Origin of the sequence: Sporosarcina siberiensis, assembly GCF_042681925.1 — a bacterium.
In the GTDB taxonomy this organism is placed as follows: domain Bacteria; phylum Bacillota; class Bacilli; order Bacillales_A; family Planococcaceae; genus Sporosarcina; species Sporosarcina siberiensis.
This window is the reverse complement of record NZ_JBHUGI010000006.1, coordinates 137,177-155,512: the sequence shown is the minus strand read 5'-3', so window position 1 is coordinate 155,512 and position 18,336 is coordinate 137,177. Positions and strand designations below refer to the sequence as shown.

General features: G+C 37.2%; 17 protein-coding genes and 1 other annotated feature (1 of these 18 running past the window's edge). Of the genes, 1 reads left to right on the top strand and 16 read right to left on the bottom strand.

Annotated elements, in window-relative coordinates; genetic code table 11:
* Positions 1-105, bottom strand: a binding site (T-box leader); it reaches 133 nt to the left of the window's first position.
* A gap of 76 nt (positions 106-181) precedes the next feature.
* From dnaI to citZ, 15 genes are all read right to left on the bottom strand, one after another.
* Entirely contained in the window at positions 182-1,126 is a 945-nt protein-coding gene (gene dnaI, locus ACFSFY_RS03705) for a primosomal protein DnaI (RefSeq protein ID WP_381535821.1), read from the bottom strand.
* Positions 1,127-2,494, bottom strand: coding sequence for a replication initiation and membrane attachment family protein (locus tag ACFSFY_RS03700; protein ID WP_381535820.1), 1,368 nt, complete (start codon positions 2,492-2,494; stop codon positions 1,127-1,129).
* 33 nt (positions 2,495-2,527) lie between these two features.
* Positions 2,528-2,992: a transcriptional regulator NrdR gene (gene nrdR, locus ACFSFY_RS03695; RefSeq protein WP_381535819.1), complete on the bottom strand. Its 465-nt coding sequence runs from the start codon at positions 2,990-2,992 to the stop codon at positions 2,528-2,530.
* A 111-nt stretch (positions 2,993-3,103) separates the two neighbouring features.
* Complete coding sequence (locus tag ACFSFY_RS03690; RefSeq protein WP_381535818.1) at positions 3,104-4,126, bottom strand: glyceraldehyde-3-phosphate dehydrogenase; 1,023 nt, start codon at positions 4,124-4,126, stop codon at positions 3,104-3,106.
* 123 nt (positions 4,127-4,249) lie between these two features.
* The gene (gene coaE, locus ACFSFY_RS03685) at positions 4,250-4,846 is read right to left on the bottom strand and encodes a dephospho-CoA kinase (RefSeq protein ID WP_381535817.1); all 597 of its coding nucleotides are present in this window, start codon (positions 4,844-4,846) and stop codon (positions 4,250-4,252) included.
* A gap of 16 nt (positions 4,847-4,862) precedes the next feature.
* Positions 4,863-5,735 (bottom strand): bifunctional DNA-formamidopyrimidine glycosylase/DNA-(apurinic or apyrimidinic site) lyase, encoded by an 873-nt coding sequence (mutM, locus tag ACFSFY_RS03680; protein ID WP_381535816.1) that lies wholly within the window; start codon positions 5,733-5,735, stop codon positions 4,863-4,865.
* Between the two features lie 9 nt (positions 5,736-5,744).
* Positions 5,745-8,372, bottom strand: coding sequence for a DNA polymerase I (gene polA, locus ACFSFY_RS03675; protein WP_381535815.1), 2,628 nt, complete (start codon positions 8,370-8,372; stop codon positions 5,745-5,747).
* A gap of 152 nt (positions 8,373-8,524) precedes the next feature.
* On the bottom strand, positions 8,525-9,526 hold the full coding sequence (gene hflC, locus ACFSFY_RS03670) for a protease modulator HflC (RefSeq protein WP_381535814.1): 1,002 nt from the start codon (positions 9,524-9,526) through the stop codon (positions 8,525-8,527).
* On the bottom strand, positions 9,519-10,493 hold the full coding sequence (gene hflK / locus ACFSFY_RS03665) for an FtsH protease activity modulator HflK (RefSeq protein ID WP_381535813.1): 975 nt from the start codon (positions 10,491-10,493) through the stop codon (positions 9,519-9,521). Before hflK ends, hflC begins: the two co-directional genes overlap by 8 nt.
* Positions 10,494-10,590: 97 nt before the next feature.
* Complete coding sequence (gene pnpS, locus ACFSFY_RS03660; protein ID WP_381535812.1) at positions 10,591-12,006, bottom strand: two-component system histidine kinase PnpS; 1,416 nt, start codon at positions 12,004-12,006, stop codon at positions 10,591-10,593.
* A complete protein-coding gene (locus tag ACFSFY_RS03655; protein WP_381535811.1) occupies positions 12,003-12,689 on the bottom strand; it encodes a response regulator transcription factor in 687 nt (228 codons plus the stop codon). Before ACFSFY_RS03655 ends, pnpS begins: the two co-directional genes overlap by 4 nt.
* 19 nt (positions 12,690-12,708) lie before the next feature.
* Positions 12,709-13,185: a MaoC family dehydratase gene (locus tag ACFSFY_RS03650; RefSeq protein WP_381535810.1), complete on the bottom strand. Its 477-nt coding sequence runs from the start codon at positions 13,183-13,185 to the stop codon at positions 12,709-12,711.
* 108 nt (positions 13,186-13,293) lie between these two features.
* Complete coding sequence (gene mdh, locus ACFSFY_RS03645; protein WP_381535809.1) at positions 13,294-14,232, bottom strand: malate dehydrogenase; 939 nt, start codon at positions 14,230-14,232, stop codon at positions 13,294-13,296.
* A gap of 85 nt (positions 14,233-14,317) precedes the next feature.
* Positions 14,318-15,586, bottom strand: a complete 1,269-nt coding sequence (icd, locus tag ACFSFY_RS03640) for an NADP-dependent isocitrate dehydrogenase (protein WP_381535808.1) — start codon at positions 15,584-15,586, stop codon at positions 14,318-14,320.
* Between the two features lie 72 nt (positions 15,587-15,658).
* Positions 15,659-16,774 carry a citrate synthase gene (citZ, locus tag ACFSFY_RS03635; RefSeq protein WP_381535807.1) on the bottom strand — a complete coding sequence of 372 codons (1,116 nt, stop codon included), beginning with the start codon at positions 16,772-16,774 and terminating at the stop codon, positions 15,659-15,661.
* Between the two features lie 182 nt (positions 16,775-16,956).
* Here citZ and ACFSFY_RS03630 point away from each other — a divergent pair, with 182 nt between their 5' ends.
* The gene (locus ACFSFY_RS03630; RefSeq protein ID WP_381535806.1) at positions 16,957-17,931 is read left to right on the top strand and encodes an AI-2E family transporter; all 975 of its coding nucleotides are present in this window, start codon (positions 16,957-16,959) and stop codon (positions 17,929-17,931) included.
* Here the strand turns inward: ACFSFY_RS03630 and ACFSFY_RS03625 are convergent.
* On the bottom strand, positions 17,921-18,304 hold the full coding sequence (locus ACFSFY_RS03625) for an FxsA family protein (protein WP_381535805.1): 384 nt from the start codon (positions 18,302-18,304) through the stop codon (positions 17,921-17,923). The two genes, ACFSFY_RS03630 and ACFSFY_RS03625, sit on opposite strands and share 11 nt — an antisense overlap.
* Positions 18,305-18,336 lie beyond the last annotated feature (32 nt).

The following is an 18,336-nucleotide window of genomic DNA, read 5'->3' as shown; positions in this document are numbered from 1 at the left end:
TGCTCTGAGGTGGTAAATTAAAGCATCCATCTTTCAGGGCTTTCAGCCTAGACCCTGTTCTCTTTAAGATGATAACTTAATTGTTGTCCTCTTCAACGCATTTCATTACTTTATTAGGAATGAGTATATAACGAATATAAAAAAATTGCAAGTCAATTTACATCAAAAATTGACTGGATTTTTATTTATCGCGTCTGTTTTTACCCATTAGTTTAATAGGAGTAGAAACTGTTCGAATTCGCTCCATTAATCGTGCTGCTTTTACAGATTCTTTCTCGCCACGCTGTGAATATGTTAAATGATGTTCAAGCTCGCTGTAACTTAAGTTCGAGGTGAAGAATGTTGGTAATTTTTCGGCCATTCTATATTGCAGAACTGTTCCAAGTACTTCATCACGGGTCCATGCGGACATCGTTTCTGCACCGAAATCATCAAGCATAAGAACTTGGGCACGTTTTACGAAATCAATCTTTTCGTTAAGAGTTTGGTCTTGTATCGATTGTTTCATATCTCTTAAAAATTCCGGCACGTATATAGCAACAGTTCGAACTCTTCTTTGTGCAAGTTCGTTGGCAAGCGCTCCAAGGATAAATGATTTACCAATTCCAAATGGACCGTAAATATACAGGCCACGTTCTGGAAGTTCCCCAGTTGCATCATACACATTCAAGAAATCCTTTGCTGCTCGAACCGCTTCGACACGTGTATCGTCAAAGAACATATCAATATTTTGCAATTGTGCTTCCATTACATCTTTTTGCATATGCATACTTTCGACCATTCTTGAAATATCTCTTTGTTCTTCAGCCATTAATTTGTTTGGACATTTTTTATATTCCACATCAATGAGGCCATTAATAATAATTAGATTTGGTTCAAATCCTTTTAATAAATTAATGCAATCGCTTTGATTTGTACATTTATCACACTTATGGGATGCAGTTGAGTACTCATATAATTTCCCAAGGCTACGTTCCACAATTTCACCATTTATTTCACTGGAATGTTCCGTCAAAAAGTTTTGTACGCCGGTATTTTTCATTATCTCCTGCCGCATTTCTTCGTAGCGCTCAGCAAATGCCGGTGCCTTAACGACACGATTTAATGTATCCCCTATTCTCTCCAATTATTTCACCCCGTTTCCTGATACACCAAGTTCTTCAAGTAATTTACGACGCTCCTCTTCCACATCAAAAGTACTTTTCTTTGTTTTCTCGGTTTGTTCTTCATCTTTCTTAAAGAACCATTCTGGAACTTTCTCTTCACGTGTATTTGTATAACGTTTCTGGGCAGCGGGTTTTTGGCCTTCATTTTTCCACTGCATGTATTTGTCGTGCTCGGTTCGAGAAAACTCCATCGCTTCTCTTGCTGTCTTCACTTTTTTATTCATCCAATGTGAGGCAATACGTTCCACATAGTTATTTGTAATTTTACCGTCATTTCGTATATGGACATATTGCATGAGAACGTTGACTACTCCAATTGGCAATTCATGAGTGTTTACAAGTTTTTCGGCTAACTGTACATCAACAGACATAGGTTCTTTGCCGTTTAAATCTCGAAGCATATCAAGTGGTGGTGTATTTTCTAGATAATTAATTAATTCATCGTCTCTGCTTAGTGTACCAGTTGACTCTGTAGTTGCGGCGGTTTGCATAAATACTTTTTGAAGCGCTGGTGCTTCTTTCGAAATGCTCATTTTATAAAAATCAATTGCTGATTTACGCAGTCTAGCTTCAGGTAATTTCATATCTGAATCGAGGGCCATCATGATCACTTTTTGCATGTCAAGAGGTGTCAATGAATAAAGGAAGGCTAGTTTCGCAATTATTTCCTTAGGTACCGATGCAAGTGCGGATTGTGGAACCATTTGTTCGGACAAACCGGATTGTAAAAGATCGAAATCAAAACCACTTTTATCAAAAGGAATACCTTCTGCTTCAATTCGTCCAACAATCTCTTTATCTTCTACAGTTTCAATCGAATGTCCATTTGATGTTGGTTTGTAAACATCTAAGAATGTTCTAGAAACTTCAGCATAACCTTTAGATTTCTCTACCCCTATGGCAAATCGGGTTCTTAAGTTTCGATAAGCTTGTTCTCCTATTTTACTAAAAAGAAATGTAGATAACAAAGGATCCGTAAAAAATGCTTTTGCATCAAGCGGTGGTAGTAATTCATAAATAAAGGATCGTGTTTCTCCATCCACCTTTAGATATGACCTTAGTAAACCAATCGCTTCCAAAGAAATCCTTGCTTCAAAAACCGGACCAAGGGGTAATGTTAAGATGTTCATTAAATGATAATGGTTGTATTCATGCTCATCCCCTCTTTCGGCATCTGCCCATAAGGTCATAAACAGACTCATAGCACCTGACCCGATAAGTGGTTGATAAAACAACGTTAAGAGCTGCCGATCATAATCTGAAAATGGTTGCGGCAGCCTGATTCTATATGAGTCTATAGGCTGTAATTCTTTATAAAGAGCTGCCACTCTAATTCCCCTTCCTAAAGATCTTTCTATATATTATTCTTTATCATTTCGCTCTAATAGATTTTTGAGTTCTTCAATGAATACCGTTATATCTTGATATTCGCGGTAAACTGAAGCGAATCGAACATAGGCAACTTCATCAACATCGGCCAAACGCTTCATGACCATTTCTCCAACTTTATCGGAGTTGATTTCAGCGATGCCTGAACTTCGAAGTTCCTTTTCAATAGTATAAACAATTTCTTTTAATTCATCGAGAGAAACTGGACGTTTTTCACAAGCACGAATAAGTCCTCTCAACACTTTTTCACCACTAAATTCTTCACGAGAACCGTCTTTTTTTACAACCATTAAAGGTGTACCTTCCACTTTTTCAAATGTTGTAAATCGGAATGCGCATGACTCACATTCTCTTCTGCGACGGATTGATTTACTATCATCCGCAGCTCTCGAATCGACGACACGAGAGCCATTAAATTGGCAAGCTGGACATCTCATAATTGTTCCTCCGCATTTTCTATTTTATTATATTAATTATAACAGAATAAACCTTAGAAAATAGAAAAAGCAGAGGATTTCACCTCTGCTCATTTATTTCCATTATTCATTTTACGCATTTGAAGCAGCATTTAATGCTTTTCCAACTTTTTTAGTCAAGTCAACAATACGAGCAGAATAGCCCCATTCGTTATCATACCAAGCTAGAACTTTGATCTTTCTGTCGCCCATAACGATTGTCGATAATCCGTCAATAATAGCTGACTCCTTGGACGAATTGAAATCAACCGATACTAGGGGCTCATCTGTATAGCGAACAATGCCAGCCATTTTACCATTTGCAACTTCTTTAAATGCATCATTCACCATTTCAATAGTTACATCTTTTTGAACATCCACAACAAGGTCAACAAGAGAAACATTTGGCGTGGGAACACGAAGTGCCATACCATGAATTTTCCCTTCCAGCTCAGGTAAAACAAGCGCAAGTGCTTTTGCTGCACCTGTTGAAGTTGGGATGATCGACTGTGCACACGCACGTGCACGGCGAAGATCTTTATGTGGATTGTCTAAATTATTTTGGTCCGTTGTAAATGCATGAATTGTTGTCATAAGACCATTCACTATACCAAAGTTATCGTTTAAAACTTTTGCTACAGGAGCAAGACAGTTTGTTGTACAACTCGCATTTGAAATAACATCATGTTTTGTAATATCCAACTGCTCGTCGTTTACGCCAAGAACAATTGTAATGTCTTCATTTTTTCCTGGTGCTGATAAAATCACTTTCTTTGCACCGGCTTCAAGGTGAAGTGCTGCTTTATCACGTGAATTAAAAACTCCAGTTGCTTCAATGACGATATCAACGCCAAGTTCTTTCCATGGTAATTTAAGCGGATCGCGTTCTGATACAAGCTTGACACGCTTTCCATTAACAACGAGTGCATTTTCTTCTGCAATCACTTCACCTTCAAAGGTACCATGATTCGTATCGTATTTAATAAGATGTGCAAGTGTTTCCGATGGATAAGATGCGTTAACTGCGACGACTGTCACATCGTCCTCTAGTATCATCTGACGGAAAACCATCCGTCCAATTCGTCCGAATCCATTAATCGCTATAGAAGTTGTCATGTGCTGATCCTCCAATATGTATGTTATACTGTATATCTTTTATCCGCTCATTAGTATAACACATTCTATGATATTACGTAGCTAATTTAGCCATTCAATTAAAAATCTGTTCTTCTAGTCCTATCAAGGTTGGGCATTCCAATTGAATAGAATCGAATTTAATTGTTGCTCTGACTCCTCAATTGTTCCGTTATTATAAATAATTGCATCTGCACCTTTTTCCTTGAGATCCATCGGAAGTTGAGATTGAATACGAATAGCTGCATCTTGCGCCGTCAACTTATTTCTCGACATGAGTCGTTGTTTTTGGATTTCCGGGGTGACTGAAACAACAATTATCTTTTCTACAAAATGTTGCAATTTACTTTCAAACAAAAGCGGAATATCCATTATAACCGTATTTGCACCTGCCAATAGCCATTTTTCTTTTTGGGCAAGCATTTCAGCACGAATTGCTGGGTGGATAATAGAATTCAGTTTGTTTCGATCGTTTTCATTACGGAAAATTCGTTCCCCAAGTTTTTCCCTGTTTAAAGAACCATCCGTCTTTATCATTTCTTTGCCAAAAAAAAGTTCGATTTCTTTAAGAACTGGGGAACCGGGCTCCACGACTAAATGAGCAATTTTGTCCGCATCAACGATTGGAAACCCTTTACTTTTCAACAGTTCTGAAATTGTACTTTTACCGCTTGCAATACTACCAGTGAGACCGATAATCATATTTAAACATCTCCCATTATCTTTGACAACGTGGGCAGTAGACCGATGTTCTGCCGGCAATCTTCATGCTTTTTGTATCATTATTACATGCGGGACAATTTTTTCTTCCATACATTTCAAGCCTGTTTTGCATTGTTCCCGCCTCACCGTTGATATTTCGATAGTCTGATATTGTGCTTCCACCCGCATCAATGCTTTCTTGCAGCACTTCGACAATAACATTAAATAATTCTCTTTTCCGTTTCAAACTAATACGCTCTGCTTTTCTACCGGGATGAATTTTCATTCGATACAGTGCCTCGGTTGCGTATATGTTTCCACAGCCGGAAATCACGTGTCCATCCATTATTACATCCTTTATCGCTCTCTTCGCATACTTAGGTTGAAGGGCGAAGTCTATAAAATGTCCACATGCATCCCCATCAAAAGGTTCAGGAGCCATCTTTAGTAGAGGCGGATGATCCGCCTCACGATCAATAAGACGAAGTTCTCCAAAGCGTCTGATATCAGAATAGACAAGCAATCCCCCATCTGTCATTTCGAATATCACATGAATATGTCTTCGAAATTTTGACTCGACGATTTCATCAATTGAGTTCACTGTAAACCAAGCACCGGACATACCTAAATGGCTAACTAATAAATAGTCAATTCCTTCTCTTTGAAGAGCTATATAAATGTATTTACTTCGTCGGGTAAGATCCGTGATTTTCATACCAACCATATTTTTAACAAACTGGTCTGTCGTCATCCCTTTTAGAACTGCTTCTTTACCTTGCGCTTTCGATTCAATCACAACATCTGAAATGATTACTTTAAGGATTGTCCGTCCTATTGCAACCGGTGCAAGGGCACGGACAACGCCTTCAACTTCAGGTAATTCAGGCATTTTTATCCCTCATTTTGTATCGTACCATGACTTCCCAAATTCCCATTCTACCTTTAGTGGAACATCCAAGGAAATTGCTGATTCCATAACTTCCGGTACAATTTTCTTCAATTTTTCTAATTCATCTTCAGGTGCTTCAAAAATTAGTTCATCATGCACTTGAAGCAACATGCGCGTCTTCATGCCTTCACTTTCAAGTCGGGCTGCCATATCGATCATAGCCTTTTTAATAATATCTGCCGCACTTCCTTGAATTGGAGTATTCATAGCCGTTCGTTCAGCAAACCCACGAATATTAAAGTTCGAACTTGTAATTTCCGGTAAATAACGGCGACGATTCATAAGTGTTGTTACAAACCCTTTAAGTTTTGCTTCGGCAATGATATCGTCCATATATTGCTTAACACCTGGAAAGCTTGCTAAGTACTTAGATATGAATGTAGCAGCATCTTTTCGAGGTATATTTAAACTTTGAGATAGGCCATAATCACTAATTCCGTAAATAATTCCAAAATTAACAGCTTTTGATGATTGACGCATTTCAGATGTTACTTCACTAATTTCTACACCAAATACATCTGCTGCTGTCCTTGTATGGATATCAGCACCTTGCTGGAATGCCTCTATTAACTTCTCGTCTTGTGAAATATGCGCTAAAACTCGCAACTCGATTTGGGAATAGTCGGCAGTGAACAGCGACCATCCAGGTTCAGATGGAACAAAAGCTGCTCGAATTTTCCTTCCTTCTTCAAGACGTACAGGAATGTTTTGTAAATTTGGATTGATAGAACTGAGACGCCCTGTTTGTGTAAGTGCTTGTTGGAAACGTGTATGAATTTTACCATCTTCGTGAATTTCTTTAAGAAGACCCACAATATAAGTTGAGTTCAGCTTTGCTAGTTGGCGATAGTTTAAAATATAACGAATGATTTCATGTTCACTTTCTAGTTTTTCTAGAACGTCAGCAGCTGTTGAATAACCGGTCTTTGTTTTTTTAATTGGCGTTAATCCTATTTTTTCAAATAAAATGACACCAAGTTGTTTCGGGGAATTTACATTGAACTTTTCACCTGCAATTTCATAAATCATCGCTTCTAAATCTGTTAGTTTTAGAGTCAATTCCTTACCGATCCCAACCAATATCTCTTTATCGGTTTTCACACCTGTCGATTCCATTTTACCCAGGATAGATGCAAGTGGTAATTCTAGGTCGCGGTAAAGGTCATACTGATCATTTTCCCGCAATTTATCTTCAAGAACTGGTCTTAACTTCCAGACAGCCTGTGCTTTTCGGCTTGCATGCTCTGCAATTTCCTCTATAGATGGAACTGCTTTCTTTGCACCTTTTCCATAAACAAACTCATCTTGTTGTACTTCCGAATAACCCAATTCACGTGTAATGGATGCAACGTCTGTATATGAAGTTGCTGGATTTACAATATAAGTAGCTAGGAGGAGATCGAATTCAATTCCTTCTAAATGAATGCCATATCGAGCCATTGAAGCGAGTGCCGCCTTAGAGTCCGTTGAATACTTCTTTTTGTCTTTATTTTGCAACCACTCTTTTAATACAGCGGATTTTTCTACTTCAGAAAAATCAATAAATAATGTCTTATCAGCGTCTGCTAAACCAATTCCAAGTATTTCAGCATTTAAATAGTTTTCATCCATCATTTCAATATGAATGGCCATTGTGTCCGTTAATTGTTCTTCAGTAATATCGGATGCAATTGTAACTTTTATTTCATCGAGTGGTTTTTCAACGACTTCTTGTGGTGCCAACTTTTCAAGCAGCGTTTTAAAATTCAACTCTTTGTATATGCTCGTTAATTTGTCGACATCCGGCCCAGTATAGACAAGCTCGTCAATCGAAATTGTAATCGGAGAATCCACATCGATTGTCGCAAGCTCTTTACTCATATAAGCTTGTTCTTCATATTTTGTTAAGTTTTCATTTAACTTTTTTGCAGTGATTTGGTCGAGTGATTTGTACACATTTTCTATTGAACCGTATTCAAGCAATAGCTTCAGAGCTGTCTTTTCACCGACTCCAGGTACACCAGGAATATTATCAGACGCATCTCCCATCAACCCTTTCATATCGATAATTTGCAAAGGTTTAATGCCGTACTTGTCCATAATATGTTCTGGAGTGTATTTCTCTGTATCCGTAATACCTTTACGTGTTATGTAGACTGTTGTGTTCTCTGTTGCAAGTTGTGTTAAGTCTTTATCTCCCGAGATTATGACAACTTCTGTTCCTTCGGCGTCTCCAATATGACTGAGCGTCCCAATGATATCATCCGCTTCAAATTGGTCGAGCTCGTATTGTGTAATGTTATACGCATCAAGCAGTTTTCGTAGGTATGGAAATTGTTCAGATAACTCAGAGGGAGTCTTTTGGCGACCGCCTTTATATTCTACAAATGTTTTATGTCTAAATGTAGTCTTTCCAGCATCCCAAGCGACTAGTAAATGTGTTGGCTTTTCTTCTGCAATTATGTTTTGCAACATCATTGTAAAACCATATACTGAATTCGTGTGAATCCCATGTTCATTGGTCAATGGAGGCAATGCAAAAAAAGCACGATATGCAAGGCTATTTCCATCAAGAAGTACTATTTTCTTTTTCGTCAAGTAAGCTCCACTCCTATTCGTAAAAAAACATCATCTTCATCTATCTTACCACGTAGGTAAGTACAAATGAAAATGATGCAGGCCTATACATACAGGTTTTATCTAACAAAGGGACTGAATTTGTTAATTGCTAATCTAAACAATCTTTCTAGTTACTCTATATACCCTGTTAATATCTTAGCGTATGGAGACTCCGCCGGTAATATAATCATCGTGTCTTCTCCAATGGTTTTCGAATATGATTGAAGCGTTCTGTATAAGTTATAAAACTCTGGGTCTTTTGAAAATGTGTCATTGTAAATTTGTGCCGCTTTTGATTCACCTTCAGCATGAATTACAGCCGCTTCTTTTTTTGCTATCGCTAACATCTCAGTTACTTCACGGTCTGTTTCTGCTTCAATTCGACTTTTGTCAGCATCCCCTTCAGATAAATAAGTTTGTGCCGTCGATTGTCGTTCTGAAATCATTCGTGTATAAATGGACTGCTCGTTCTCTTCAGGTAAATCAATTCTCTTCATACGCACATCTACAACTTCAATACCATAGTTTCCTGCTAGCAAAAATTCATTTACTTTATCAGTTACTCGATCATTTAAGCTGCCTCGCGACGAATTTTCGTCATTCACCACATCCGCATAAGTTAATTGACCAAGTTCTGAACGAACGACTGAATAAATAAATTCTTCCATACGGGCTTCCGCATTAATAATATTACGTGCGTTCGAAATCATCTTAATTGGTTCCGTAATTTTCCAAACTGCATAATTGTCAATAATAATACGTTTTTTATCTCTTGTATTAATTTCTGCTTCAGACACTGTAAGCGTCATTAAGTTTTTCGGTAGTGTTGTTACGTCTTGAATAAAAGGAATCTTCATAGTAATACCAGGTTCTTGAACGATTCTTTTAATCTCTCCAAACTGACGTACAACTCGATATTCATTTTCTTTAACTATAAATAGATTGGAAACCAAAATTGCAGCAACAACAAACAGAGCTGTAATTGTTATCGCTAATCGAACATACTTTTTCATTTCAACAGGTTGTTTTATTTGCCCTGGCTCACTTGGACCGCCTTGTATTTTTCTTTTTGCACGTTGTCTTTCAAGAAACTTTTCTTCAATGCTTTTAAAAGGATTATTGTCTTTACTCATTTGTGCCACCTCCATCTTTCTCTTCTACTACCGGTGGTGGTGTTCCGCTTTCCAACTGTTGTAAAGGAAGATATTTTACTGTTTCACCGTTATCGTTCATGATATATAATTTTGCTTTTGGTAACACTTGTTCCAATGTTTCAAGAACAAGACGTTGACGAGTGATAGCCTTGTTTTTAGCATACTCCGCATGAAGTTGGTTAAAGAGTGAGACGTCACCGTGTGCTTGTTCAATGCGTGCAGTTTTTTCCCCAATTGCACGAGATTTAATAGCGTCACGTTCTCCAATTGCTTCGCTCTTTTTCTTGTTTTCATACTTCTTAGCTTCGTTTATTTTTGTGTTTTTGGTTTCACGTGCATCGGTAACGGCAGTGAATGCTGCGCGTACTTCAATATTAGGTAGTTCTACATCTTGGAGTTTTACACTTTGGACTGAGATCCCAACATCATACTTCTCCATTAATGTTGCAAGTAAATCTCTAGTTTTCCCTTCAATTTCCGCTTTCCCATCCGTAAGGGCAGAATCTATTGTTGAACTCCCGATGACGGATCGTATGGACGCAGAAGTTGCATCATGTAAAATTTCTTTTGGATTGAGTGAGTTAAATAAATATTTTTGTGGTTCTGTAATTTTCCATTGTACGACAAGATCTGTTAAAACAATGTATTCATCACCTGTAATCATCTTGGTTTCTTTATCAAATGAAACAAGTTCTCCACCTTTATCTTGTTTATATCCAAAACTAAGACTAAATGTTTCTTTTGATAAAACTTCTGCTTTCTGGATTGGCCAAGGCAGCTTAAAATGTAAACCGGAATCTGTGACTGTTGTATCTGCTTTTCCAAAGGTTATAACTACTGCTTGTTCAGAAGCATCGACAGTATACCATGTTGTGAAAGCTACGATGACTAACAGTAAACCAGCAACTCCTAAGCCTAAAGCTGTTAATATGCGGCGCGTGCTCATTAAGTAACCCCCTTAAATTATGTATCTCTCTTCTATACGTAACAGCTATTGGAAAGTTTCAAACTTTTCATATTTCGAAGGTTTTTCCATTGTGTATTTAATTTTTATTATTTGGTAGGCAAATTTTGAAAGTCGTGCCTTTACCAATTTTACTTTCCACGACAATAGTGCCCGCATGAGCCTCAACTAAATGCTTAACGATTGCTAAACCAAGACCGGTTCCACCAGAATCACGACTTCTTGCACGATCTACACGATAAAACCGTTCGAACAATCGAGGCAATTCTGATGCCGCAATTCCAATCCCTTCATCCCGAACTTCAATTACGACATCGTTTTCCCTTTCGTATAACGAAATCTCTATTGTCTTATGCTCTTTTGAATAACTAATCGCATTTGAAAGGATATTCACAATAACTTGGTTTAACCGAATTGCATCGCCTTCAATTTCTATAGTTGATTTCATATTTAATTTTATAGTCATATTTTTTTGTTCAATTCTTCCCGAAACTGTCCGTATCGCATCATTGATGACTTCAGCAATATTAACCGGTGCAAGTTCAAGTAAAAATCCTTCTCTTTCCATCGCTGATAATGCTAGTAAATCATCAATCAACAGATGTAAACGATCGCCTTCTTTTTGAATAATTTCAAGAAACTCCTTAAGAACATCGGGATCTTCCATAGCTCCAGCTAACAACGTCTCGGTAAATCCTTTTATAGATGTAATTGGTGTTCTTAGTTCATGCGAAACATTCGCAACAAAGTTTTTCCTCACTTCTTCAAGTCGAATGAGTTTAGTAATATCATGTACAACGACAACAATTCCTAGCCAATTTCCATGATTACCAATTACCGGTGCTCCGTAAATACTAACGTAAGAAGAAGTAAGCCCATCTATTAAACGTACTTGTTTTTCACTTGCTTGCTCAGTCATAAAAACATGCTCAATTAAGCCACCTACTTCTGAAGGTAACCCGATTTCAATATATGTTTTCTCTATTATCTTGTTTTTATCAAAACCAAATGTTTCACAAAATACAGCATTAACAAGATTCACGTTTCCCTCTCTTCCAATCATAAGTAGGCCGCTACCCATACTTTCAACAAGAGTTTTCAAACGTTCTTTATCCATTTCCCTTTTAATGGTCATTTCATCCATATTAGTAGCGATTTTATTGATCGCAATGGATAACTCATTAATAGACTCGGGTTCAGTTATAGAAGCACGAGTTAGGTAGTCGCCATTAGAAATACGTATTGCCGTCTCTGTTGCATTTACAATCGGTCTTACATATTGCCTTAACATTCTTGAGATAATATAAAATGATAAAATAAAAGCCATTATTAATACTAAAGCTAAAAATTGTACGTACGTTTTTTGTACTACCTCATCCGTGTTTTCTGCAAACAATAAGAAAAACTGACCCAGAACTACACCCAGGCCAGTAAATAATACAAGTAATAATACCGATATGGAAATAAGGAGACGTCCATATAGACTTTTAATCATGCCTTTTGCTCCTCAAATTTATAACCTATTCCTCTGACTGTTTTAATAAATAAAGGTTTTTTTGTATTTTCTTCAATTTTTTCGCGTAAGTGACTTACATGAACATCAACAATTCGAGTATCCCCAACAAAGTCATAATTCCAAACTGCACTCAAGAGTTGGTCCCTTGTCAACGCTCTGTTTTTATTTTGAATAAGATAGACAAGCAGCTCAAATTCTTTGGGAGTAAAATCTAGTTCACTATCATTCAAATATGCCTGATATCGATCCAAATCAATTGATAATCCTCCTGATTTTAAAAGTGTAACGGTTTTCTGATCTGTACTACGCCTAAGCACAGCATTCACCCTTGCAATTACTTCACGCGGACTGAACGGCTTAGTCATATAATCATCCGCACCAATTTCTAGTCCTAGAACTTTTTCGAGTTCATCACCCTTTGCAGTTAACATAATGACTGGTATATTACTACCACTCTCCCGCAAAGACTTACAAACTTCAATTCCATCCATTTTCGGGAGCATGATATCCAGTAAAATCAAGTCAGGACTATAGGCTGCCGTCATATGTATTGCTTCTTCTCCGTCTCCAGCTATAATCGTTTCAAAACCTGCCTGTTTCAAATTATATTTGAGTAATGTTTGGATTGGTTTTTCATCTTCTACAATTAATATTTTTTTCAAAACTTTAACTGACCCCCTGTTAAAAATTATCCATCGTCTGAGAAGTGAGCAGATCTAATACCTTCGGTGGAATAACCGTAATCGTACCCGTTATCACAATTTCTTTTTCCTCATTAGTTGCCTCGACCTTTACAACGATTTGATTTACATCTAACTTAACTTCAATGACCTCTAAGAGAAACTCTATTGTTGAATAATGAAATACAGGAAGTGGGAATATAAGATGCTGCTCAACAACATGTGAACCAGGGCCTGGTAAATATTTTGAAGTTGCAGAAGTTATGATTCCCGTAAGCATAATTGTTGGTACAATAGGCTTTTCATAAGTAGTCTGCGATGCAAAATCATGTTGAATATAAAGTGGATTGGAGTCATTTGTTAAGCCTAGATAAAGAAGTAAATCCTTGTCTTCTATTTTTTCAGTGAGTACTAATTTCTCACCAATAGATATATCCTCTATTTTTCTACCCGGACGTCTTTTCTTACCTAGAATCATTTTATTACCTCATTTCTATTAGTAATAATTGGTTTAATCTAGCGTAGTCTATACTTTATACTAATATAATTAATTTTAAAAATAGAGCAGCAATCGCTACTCCATTTTTTATACGAGAATTTTCATTACAGCTTTTACTGAATCCGCTGACTTTGAAAGTGCTGTTTTTTCTACATCTGTTAAATCAAGTTCAATTATTTTTTCAATTCCACTTGCGCCAAGAACAGTTGGTACACCAATATAAATACCATCTAATCCATATTCACCTTCAAGATAAGCAATTGAAGGAAGAACTCGTTTCTGATCTTTCAAAATCGCCTCAGCCATTTCAACCAACGATGCTGCAGGTGCATAATAAGCTGATCCATTCCCAAGGAGATTGACAATTTCTGCCCCACCCTTACGAGTACGATCAACAATTTCTTCCAAGCGTTCAGGTGATATCAATGTTTCCAGCGGAATTCCACCGGCATATGAGTAACGCACTAAAGGAACCATGTCGTCGCCATGACCTCCAAGTACAAAACCTGTTATATCTTTTACAGATAGGTTTAACTCTTGTGAAATAAATGTTCTGAAACGCGCCGTATCAAGTACACCAGATTGACCTATTACTCGCTCTTTAGGGAATCCAGATTCCTTATAAACCGTGTAGGACATGGCATCAACAGGGTTTGTTAATACAATTATTATTGTCTCAGGAGAATACTTGACAATTTCACCTGTAACAATTTTCATGACCTTTTGATTTGTTTGAACAAGGTCATCGCGGCTCATGCCTGGTTTACGTGCAATGCCCGCAGTAATAATCACGATATCTGAATCCTTTGTATCTGCATAGTTTGAAGTACCAATGATGTTTGCATCAAAACCAAGGACTGGTCCAGCTTCAAGCATATCTAATGCTTTTCCTTTTGTCGGGTTTTCCATTTGTGGAATATCGACAAGGACTATGTCACAAAGTTCTTTTTGGGCTAATAAGAACGCTGTAGTTGCACCAGTGAAACCGGAACCGATTACTGAGACTTTTTTACGTTGCATTGTCATTTAAAACCCTCCATTTTCTCTTCAAATATGAAAGAGAGGACCCCTTTCTATTTACGGGGGTCCCTCTTCTTTATTTATTTAAGAATTACAGATTTTTGATTAATTCATCAGCAAATTCAGAAGTCTTAACTTCTTTTGCGCCATCCATTAGACGTGCAAAATCATACGTAACTACTTTAGATGCGATTGTTTTTTCAATTGAATCCTCAATCATCTTACCAGCTTCTGTCCATCCTAGGTGATTAAGCATTAAAACACCTGACAGCAATAGTGATGAAGGATTAACAACATCTAAACCTGCATATTTAGGAGCTGTACCATGTGTTGCTTCGAAAATTGCATGTCCACTAATGTAGTTTATGTTCGCACCAGGTGCGATTCCAATTCCACCAACTTGTGCAGCAAGTGCATCTGAAATATAATCTCCATTTAAGTTCATTGTTGCTACAACATCAAACTCTTTAGGACGTGTCAATATTTGTTGCAAGAAGATATCAGCAATGGAATCCTTAACGATGATTTTTCCTGCTGCTTCAGCATCTGATTGTGCTTTATTCGCAGCTTCAGTGCCTTCTTCTTCTTTAATTTTATCGTACTGGTTCCATGTGAATACTTTATCGCCGAATTCTTGTTCAGCAACTTCATAGCCCCAGTTTTTGAAAGCACCTTCTGTAAACTTCATGATGTTTCCTTTATGAACGAGTGTTAATGATTTACGGCCTTCTTTAATAATGTACTCTAGCGCTGAACGAACAAGACGCTTTGTACCATCTTCTGAAATTGGCTTAATACCGATTCCTGATGTCTCAGGGAAACGAATGTTTTTAACGCCCATTTCATTTTGAAGGAAGTCAATTAACTTCTTTGCATCAGCAGTACCGTTTTCATATTCAATTCCTGCGTAAATATCTTCTGTGTTTTCACGGAAGATTACCATGTCACAATCCTCAGGACGTTTAACCGGTGAAGGAACACCTTCAAAGTAACGAACTGGACGTAAACAAGTGTATAAATCTAATTCTTGACGAAGAGCTACGTTCAATGAACGGAAACCTCCACCAATCGGTGTTGTAAGTGGACCTTTGATAGCAATTAAATACTCATCAATTGTATCTAGAGTTGCTTGTGGAAGCCATTCGCCAGTCTCGTTGAATGCTTTTTCTCCTGCAAGAACTTCTTTCCATACAAGTCCTTTTTTACCATCATATGCTTTTTCAACTGCTGATTCAAGAACACGTGATGCTGCATTCCAAATATCCGGACCTGTACCGTCTCCTATAATAAAAGGGATGATTGCATGATCTGGAACATTCAAAACACCATTTGTTACTGTAATTTTTTCACCGTTAGTCATTAATAATTCCTCCCATATTCATAGGGCTAACATAATAAATATGCTGCCCCCTTAATTTTTTAAATTCTTTTTTTATCGTTCTTCGATAGGAATATACTTTTGCATTCCAGGTCCATTATATTCTGCACGTGGACGGATCAATCTATTGTTCTCATATTGCTCAAGAATATGTGCAATCCATCCTGATATACGTGAAACTGCAAAAATCGGCGTGAAAAGATCATGATCAATGCCGAGTGAATGATAAACAGATGCCGAATAGAAATCCACATTCGGTGGAAGATTCTTTTCAGCTGTGAATACTTCTTCAACTTTAAGTGAGATATTATACCACTTTTCTTCTCCGCTCAATGTTGTTAATTGTTTAGACATATCACGTAGGTGCTTCGCACGTGGGTCTCCTAAACGATAAACACGGTGACCAAAGCCCATAATTTTTTCTTTATTTGCAAGTTTTTCAAGAATATATGCTTCTGCTTTATCTTCAGAACCTATTTCCATTAGCATTTTCATTACTTGCTCGTTTGCCCCACCATGAAGAGGACCTTTCAATGCTCCGATTGCCGCTGTAACACCTGAATACATATCTGAAAGTGTTGCAACACATACACGTGCAGTGAATGTCGATGCATTTAGTTCGTGATCTGCATGAAGTACAAGCGCTTTATCGAAAGCTTCGATTTCAATAGCTTCTGGTAATTTACCTGACAACATGTAAAGGAAGTTTTCAGCATAACCAAGTTCTGACTTAGGAGCAACTGGCTCTTGTCCTTTACGAATTCGAGCAAATGCAGTAACGAGTGTAGCAATTTTTGCTTGAAGACTAATTGCCTTTTCATAATTTGACTCATCGGACATAACTTCAGCATCCTTATCGTATAATCCGAGAAGAGATACAGCAGTACGTAGAGCAGCCATTGGGTGAACTTCATTTATTGGGTACGTTTTAAAATGATTAAGTACTTCTTGCGGAAGTGACATATTATCAGCAAGTTGTTTTTTCAACTGTGTTAGTTCTTCTTTGTTAGGTAGTTTTTTGTGCCATAAAAGATATACTACTTCTTCAAAACTGGCATTGTACGCAAGATCGTCAATATCATAGCCTACGTATGTAAGTGTGTCATCAATGATAGAACTGATGGCGGACTGCGTTGCTACAATTCCTTCTAAACCTTTAGATGATGTCATGTAAATCGCTCCTTCTTTTAGCGTAACCGTTATTCTCATAAAAAAATGCAGAAAAACGGTCTATCTGCTTGTGATTTATATAGTTTAAAAACGCCTACAGTTTTCATTATAGTCAATAGTGTCCTATTTGTGAATACAAATGCATTTATTTCTTGGAATACGCTAGAAAGGAAGTGTGGAATTTGTCTTTAAAAACCGAAAAACAAAGGACAATCAATGCTTTACTCATTAAATGGTTGCCCGTACTATTTACAGCATTACTCATATTTGCAGTTCCGCCAGCAGCTTTGGCAGTTATACTAGCTTATTTTACTGCACCTATTTTAACGGCAGTCCGTTCTGTCCTCAAACTTCCTTTGACAATTGCAACTTTTCTTGTGATGCTACTGCTCACCCTTTTAACCAGTACATTTACGTATATTGCATTACAGGGTATTTTCAATATGATACCCGCCGTTGAACATCACTTAACACCTTTTACCCAAAACACCGATATTATTGGACAAACTCTAACTTTTTTAGAAAGTAAAATTGTTCAATTTGGGCAAGCGATTTTAGAGTATCTACTTGCTCTTATTCAGACCGTATTCCAGCATCTATTCAGTTTGTTTATATTTCTTGTCGCTTACTTTTTTGCATTACGTGAAACAGGAAAGGACAGATTCTGGTTTCTGGTCTATTTCCCAACCAAGATGAGAAAATCGGCCAGAAACATGCTTAAAGAAGCTGCTCATCTAATAAGTACATTTGTATTCGTAGAAGTACGTTTAATTTTAATAACATTTTTCATTTTGTCTTTCGGTCTTGTGTTTTTACGCTTCAATTCACCAATTGGAACCGCTTTTCTAATTTCTCTAGTAGATAGTCTTCCTTTTTTTGGTGTTGGACTCTTTCTGATCCCAATGGCGATCTACTTTATATACACTGAAAATCTTTTCATCGGAATCTCACTAATCCTGCTCTATATATTAACTCTTATAACACGTCAAATAGCCGAGTCTTACATGTACGCATCTACATTTCAATTAAAGCCTGTACACGCATTTTTTATAATGGCATGTACCATTTATTTGTTTGGTGTTGTTGGTATTTTCTTAACACCTTTTCTACTTTTTGCCGCAATGAAGGCTAAAAACCACGCACTTTTCACATCATAAGAATTTGATTGTTTTTCATTTTCTTGTATATCCATTTATGAATAAAAGGTCTAATCATATTTCTAGGCCCACTAAACAATAAGAGAAAACCGAATATATCCGTTAAAAATCCCGGAATAAGAAGGAATAAGCCCCCTATAAATATACAAACACCATCAATAAGTGCATCTCCCGGCGTTTCCATTGTTGACATACGTAATCTAATTTCACTCCACGCCTTCAATCCTTGTTTTCTTGCAAGATAAGCTCCACCAATACCCGTGATCAGAATAATGATGAGCGTAGGGAGTATACCAATTGTATTGCCCGAGTAAATAAGTATAGCTAACTCAGCTGTTGGTACCAATACGAATAATAAAATTAACCATCTCAAATAATTACCTCCTAAAAAAGCTGCTTACCGAT

Coding starts and splice junctions, on each gene's coding strand:
- nrdR (WP_381535819.1), bottom strand. CDS start 2,992: ATGAGATGTCCAGCTTGCCAATTTAATGGCTCTCGTGTCGTCGATTCG.
- ACFSFY_RS03650 (WP_381535810.1), bottom strand. CDS start 13,185: ATGATTCTAGGTAAGAAAAGACGTCCGGGTAGAAAAATAGAGGATATA.
- hflK (WP_381535813.1), bottom strand. CDS start 10,493: ATGAGCACGCGCCGCATATTAACAGCTTTAGGCTTAGGAGTTGCTGGT.
- coaE (WP_381535817.1), bottom strand. CDS start 4,846: ATGATTATCGGTCTCACTGGTAGTATTGCAAGCGGTAAAAGTACAATT.
- mutM (WP_381535816.1), bottom strand. CDS start 5,735: ATGCCTGAATTACCTGAAGTTGAAGGCGTTGTCCGTGCCCTTGCACCG.
- icd (WP_381535808.1), bottom strand. CDS start 15,586: ATGACTAACGGTGAAAAAATTACAGTAACAAATGGTGTTTTGAATGTT.
- hflC (WP_381535814.1), bottom strand. CDS start 9,526: ATGAGTAAAGACAATAATCCTTTTAAAAGCATTGAAGAAAAGTTTCTT.
- mdh (WP_381535809.1), bottom strand. CDS start 14,232: ATGACAATGCAACGTAAAAAAGTCTCAGTAATCGGTTCCGGTTTCACT.
- ACFSFY_RS03690 (WP_381535818.1), bottom strand. CDS start 4,126: ATGACAACTTCTATAGCGATTAATGGATTCGGACGAATTGGACGGATG.
- citZ (WP_381535807.1), bottom strand. CDS start 16,774: ATGACATCATCTAAAGGTTTAGAAGGAATTGTAGCAACGCAGTCCGCC.
- pnpS (WP_381535812.1), bottom strand. CDS start 12,006: ATGATTAAAAGTCTATATGGACGTCTCCTTATTTCCATATCGGTATTA.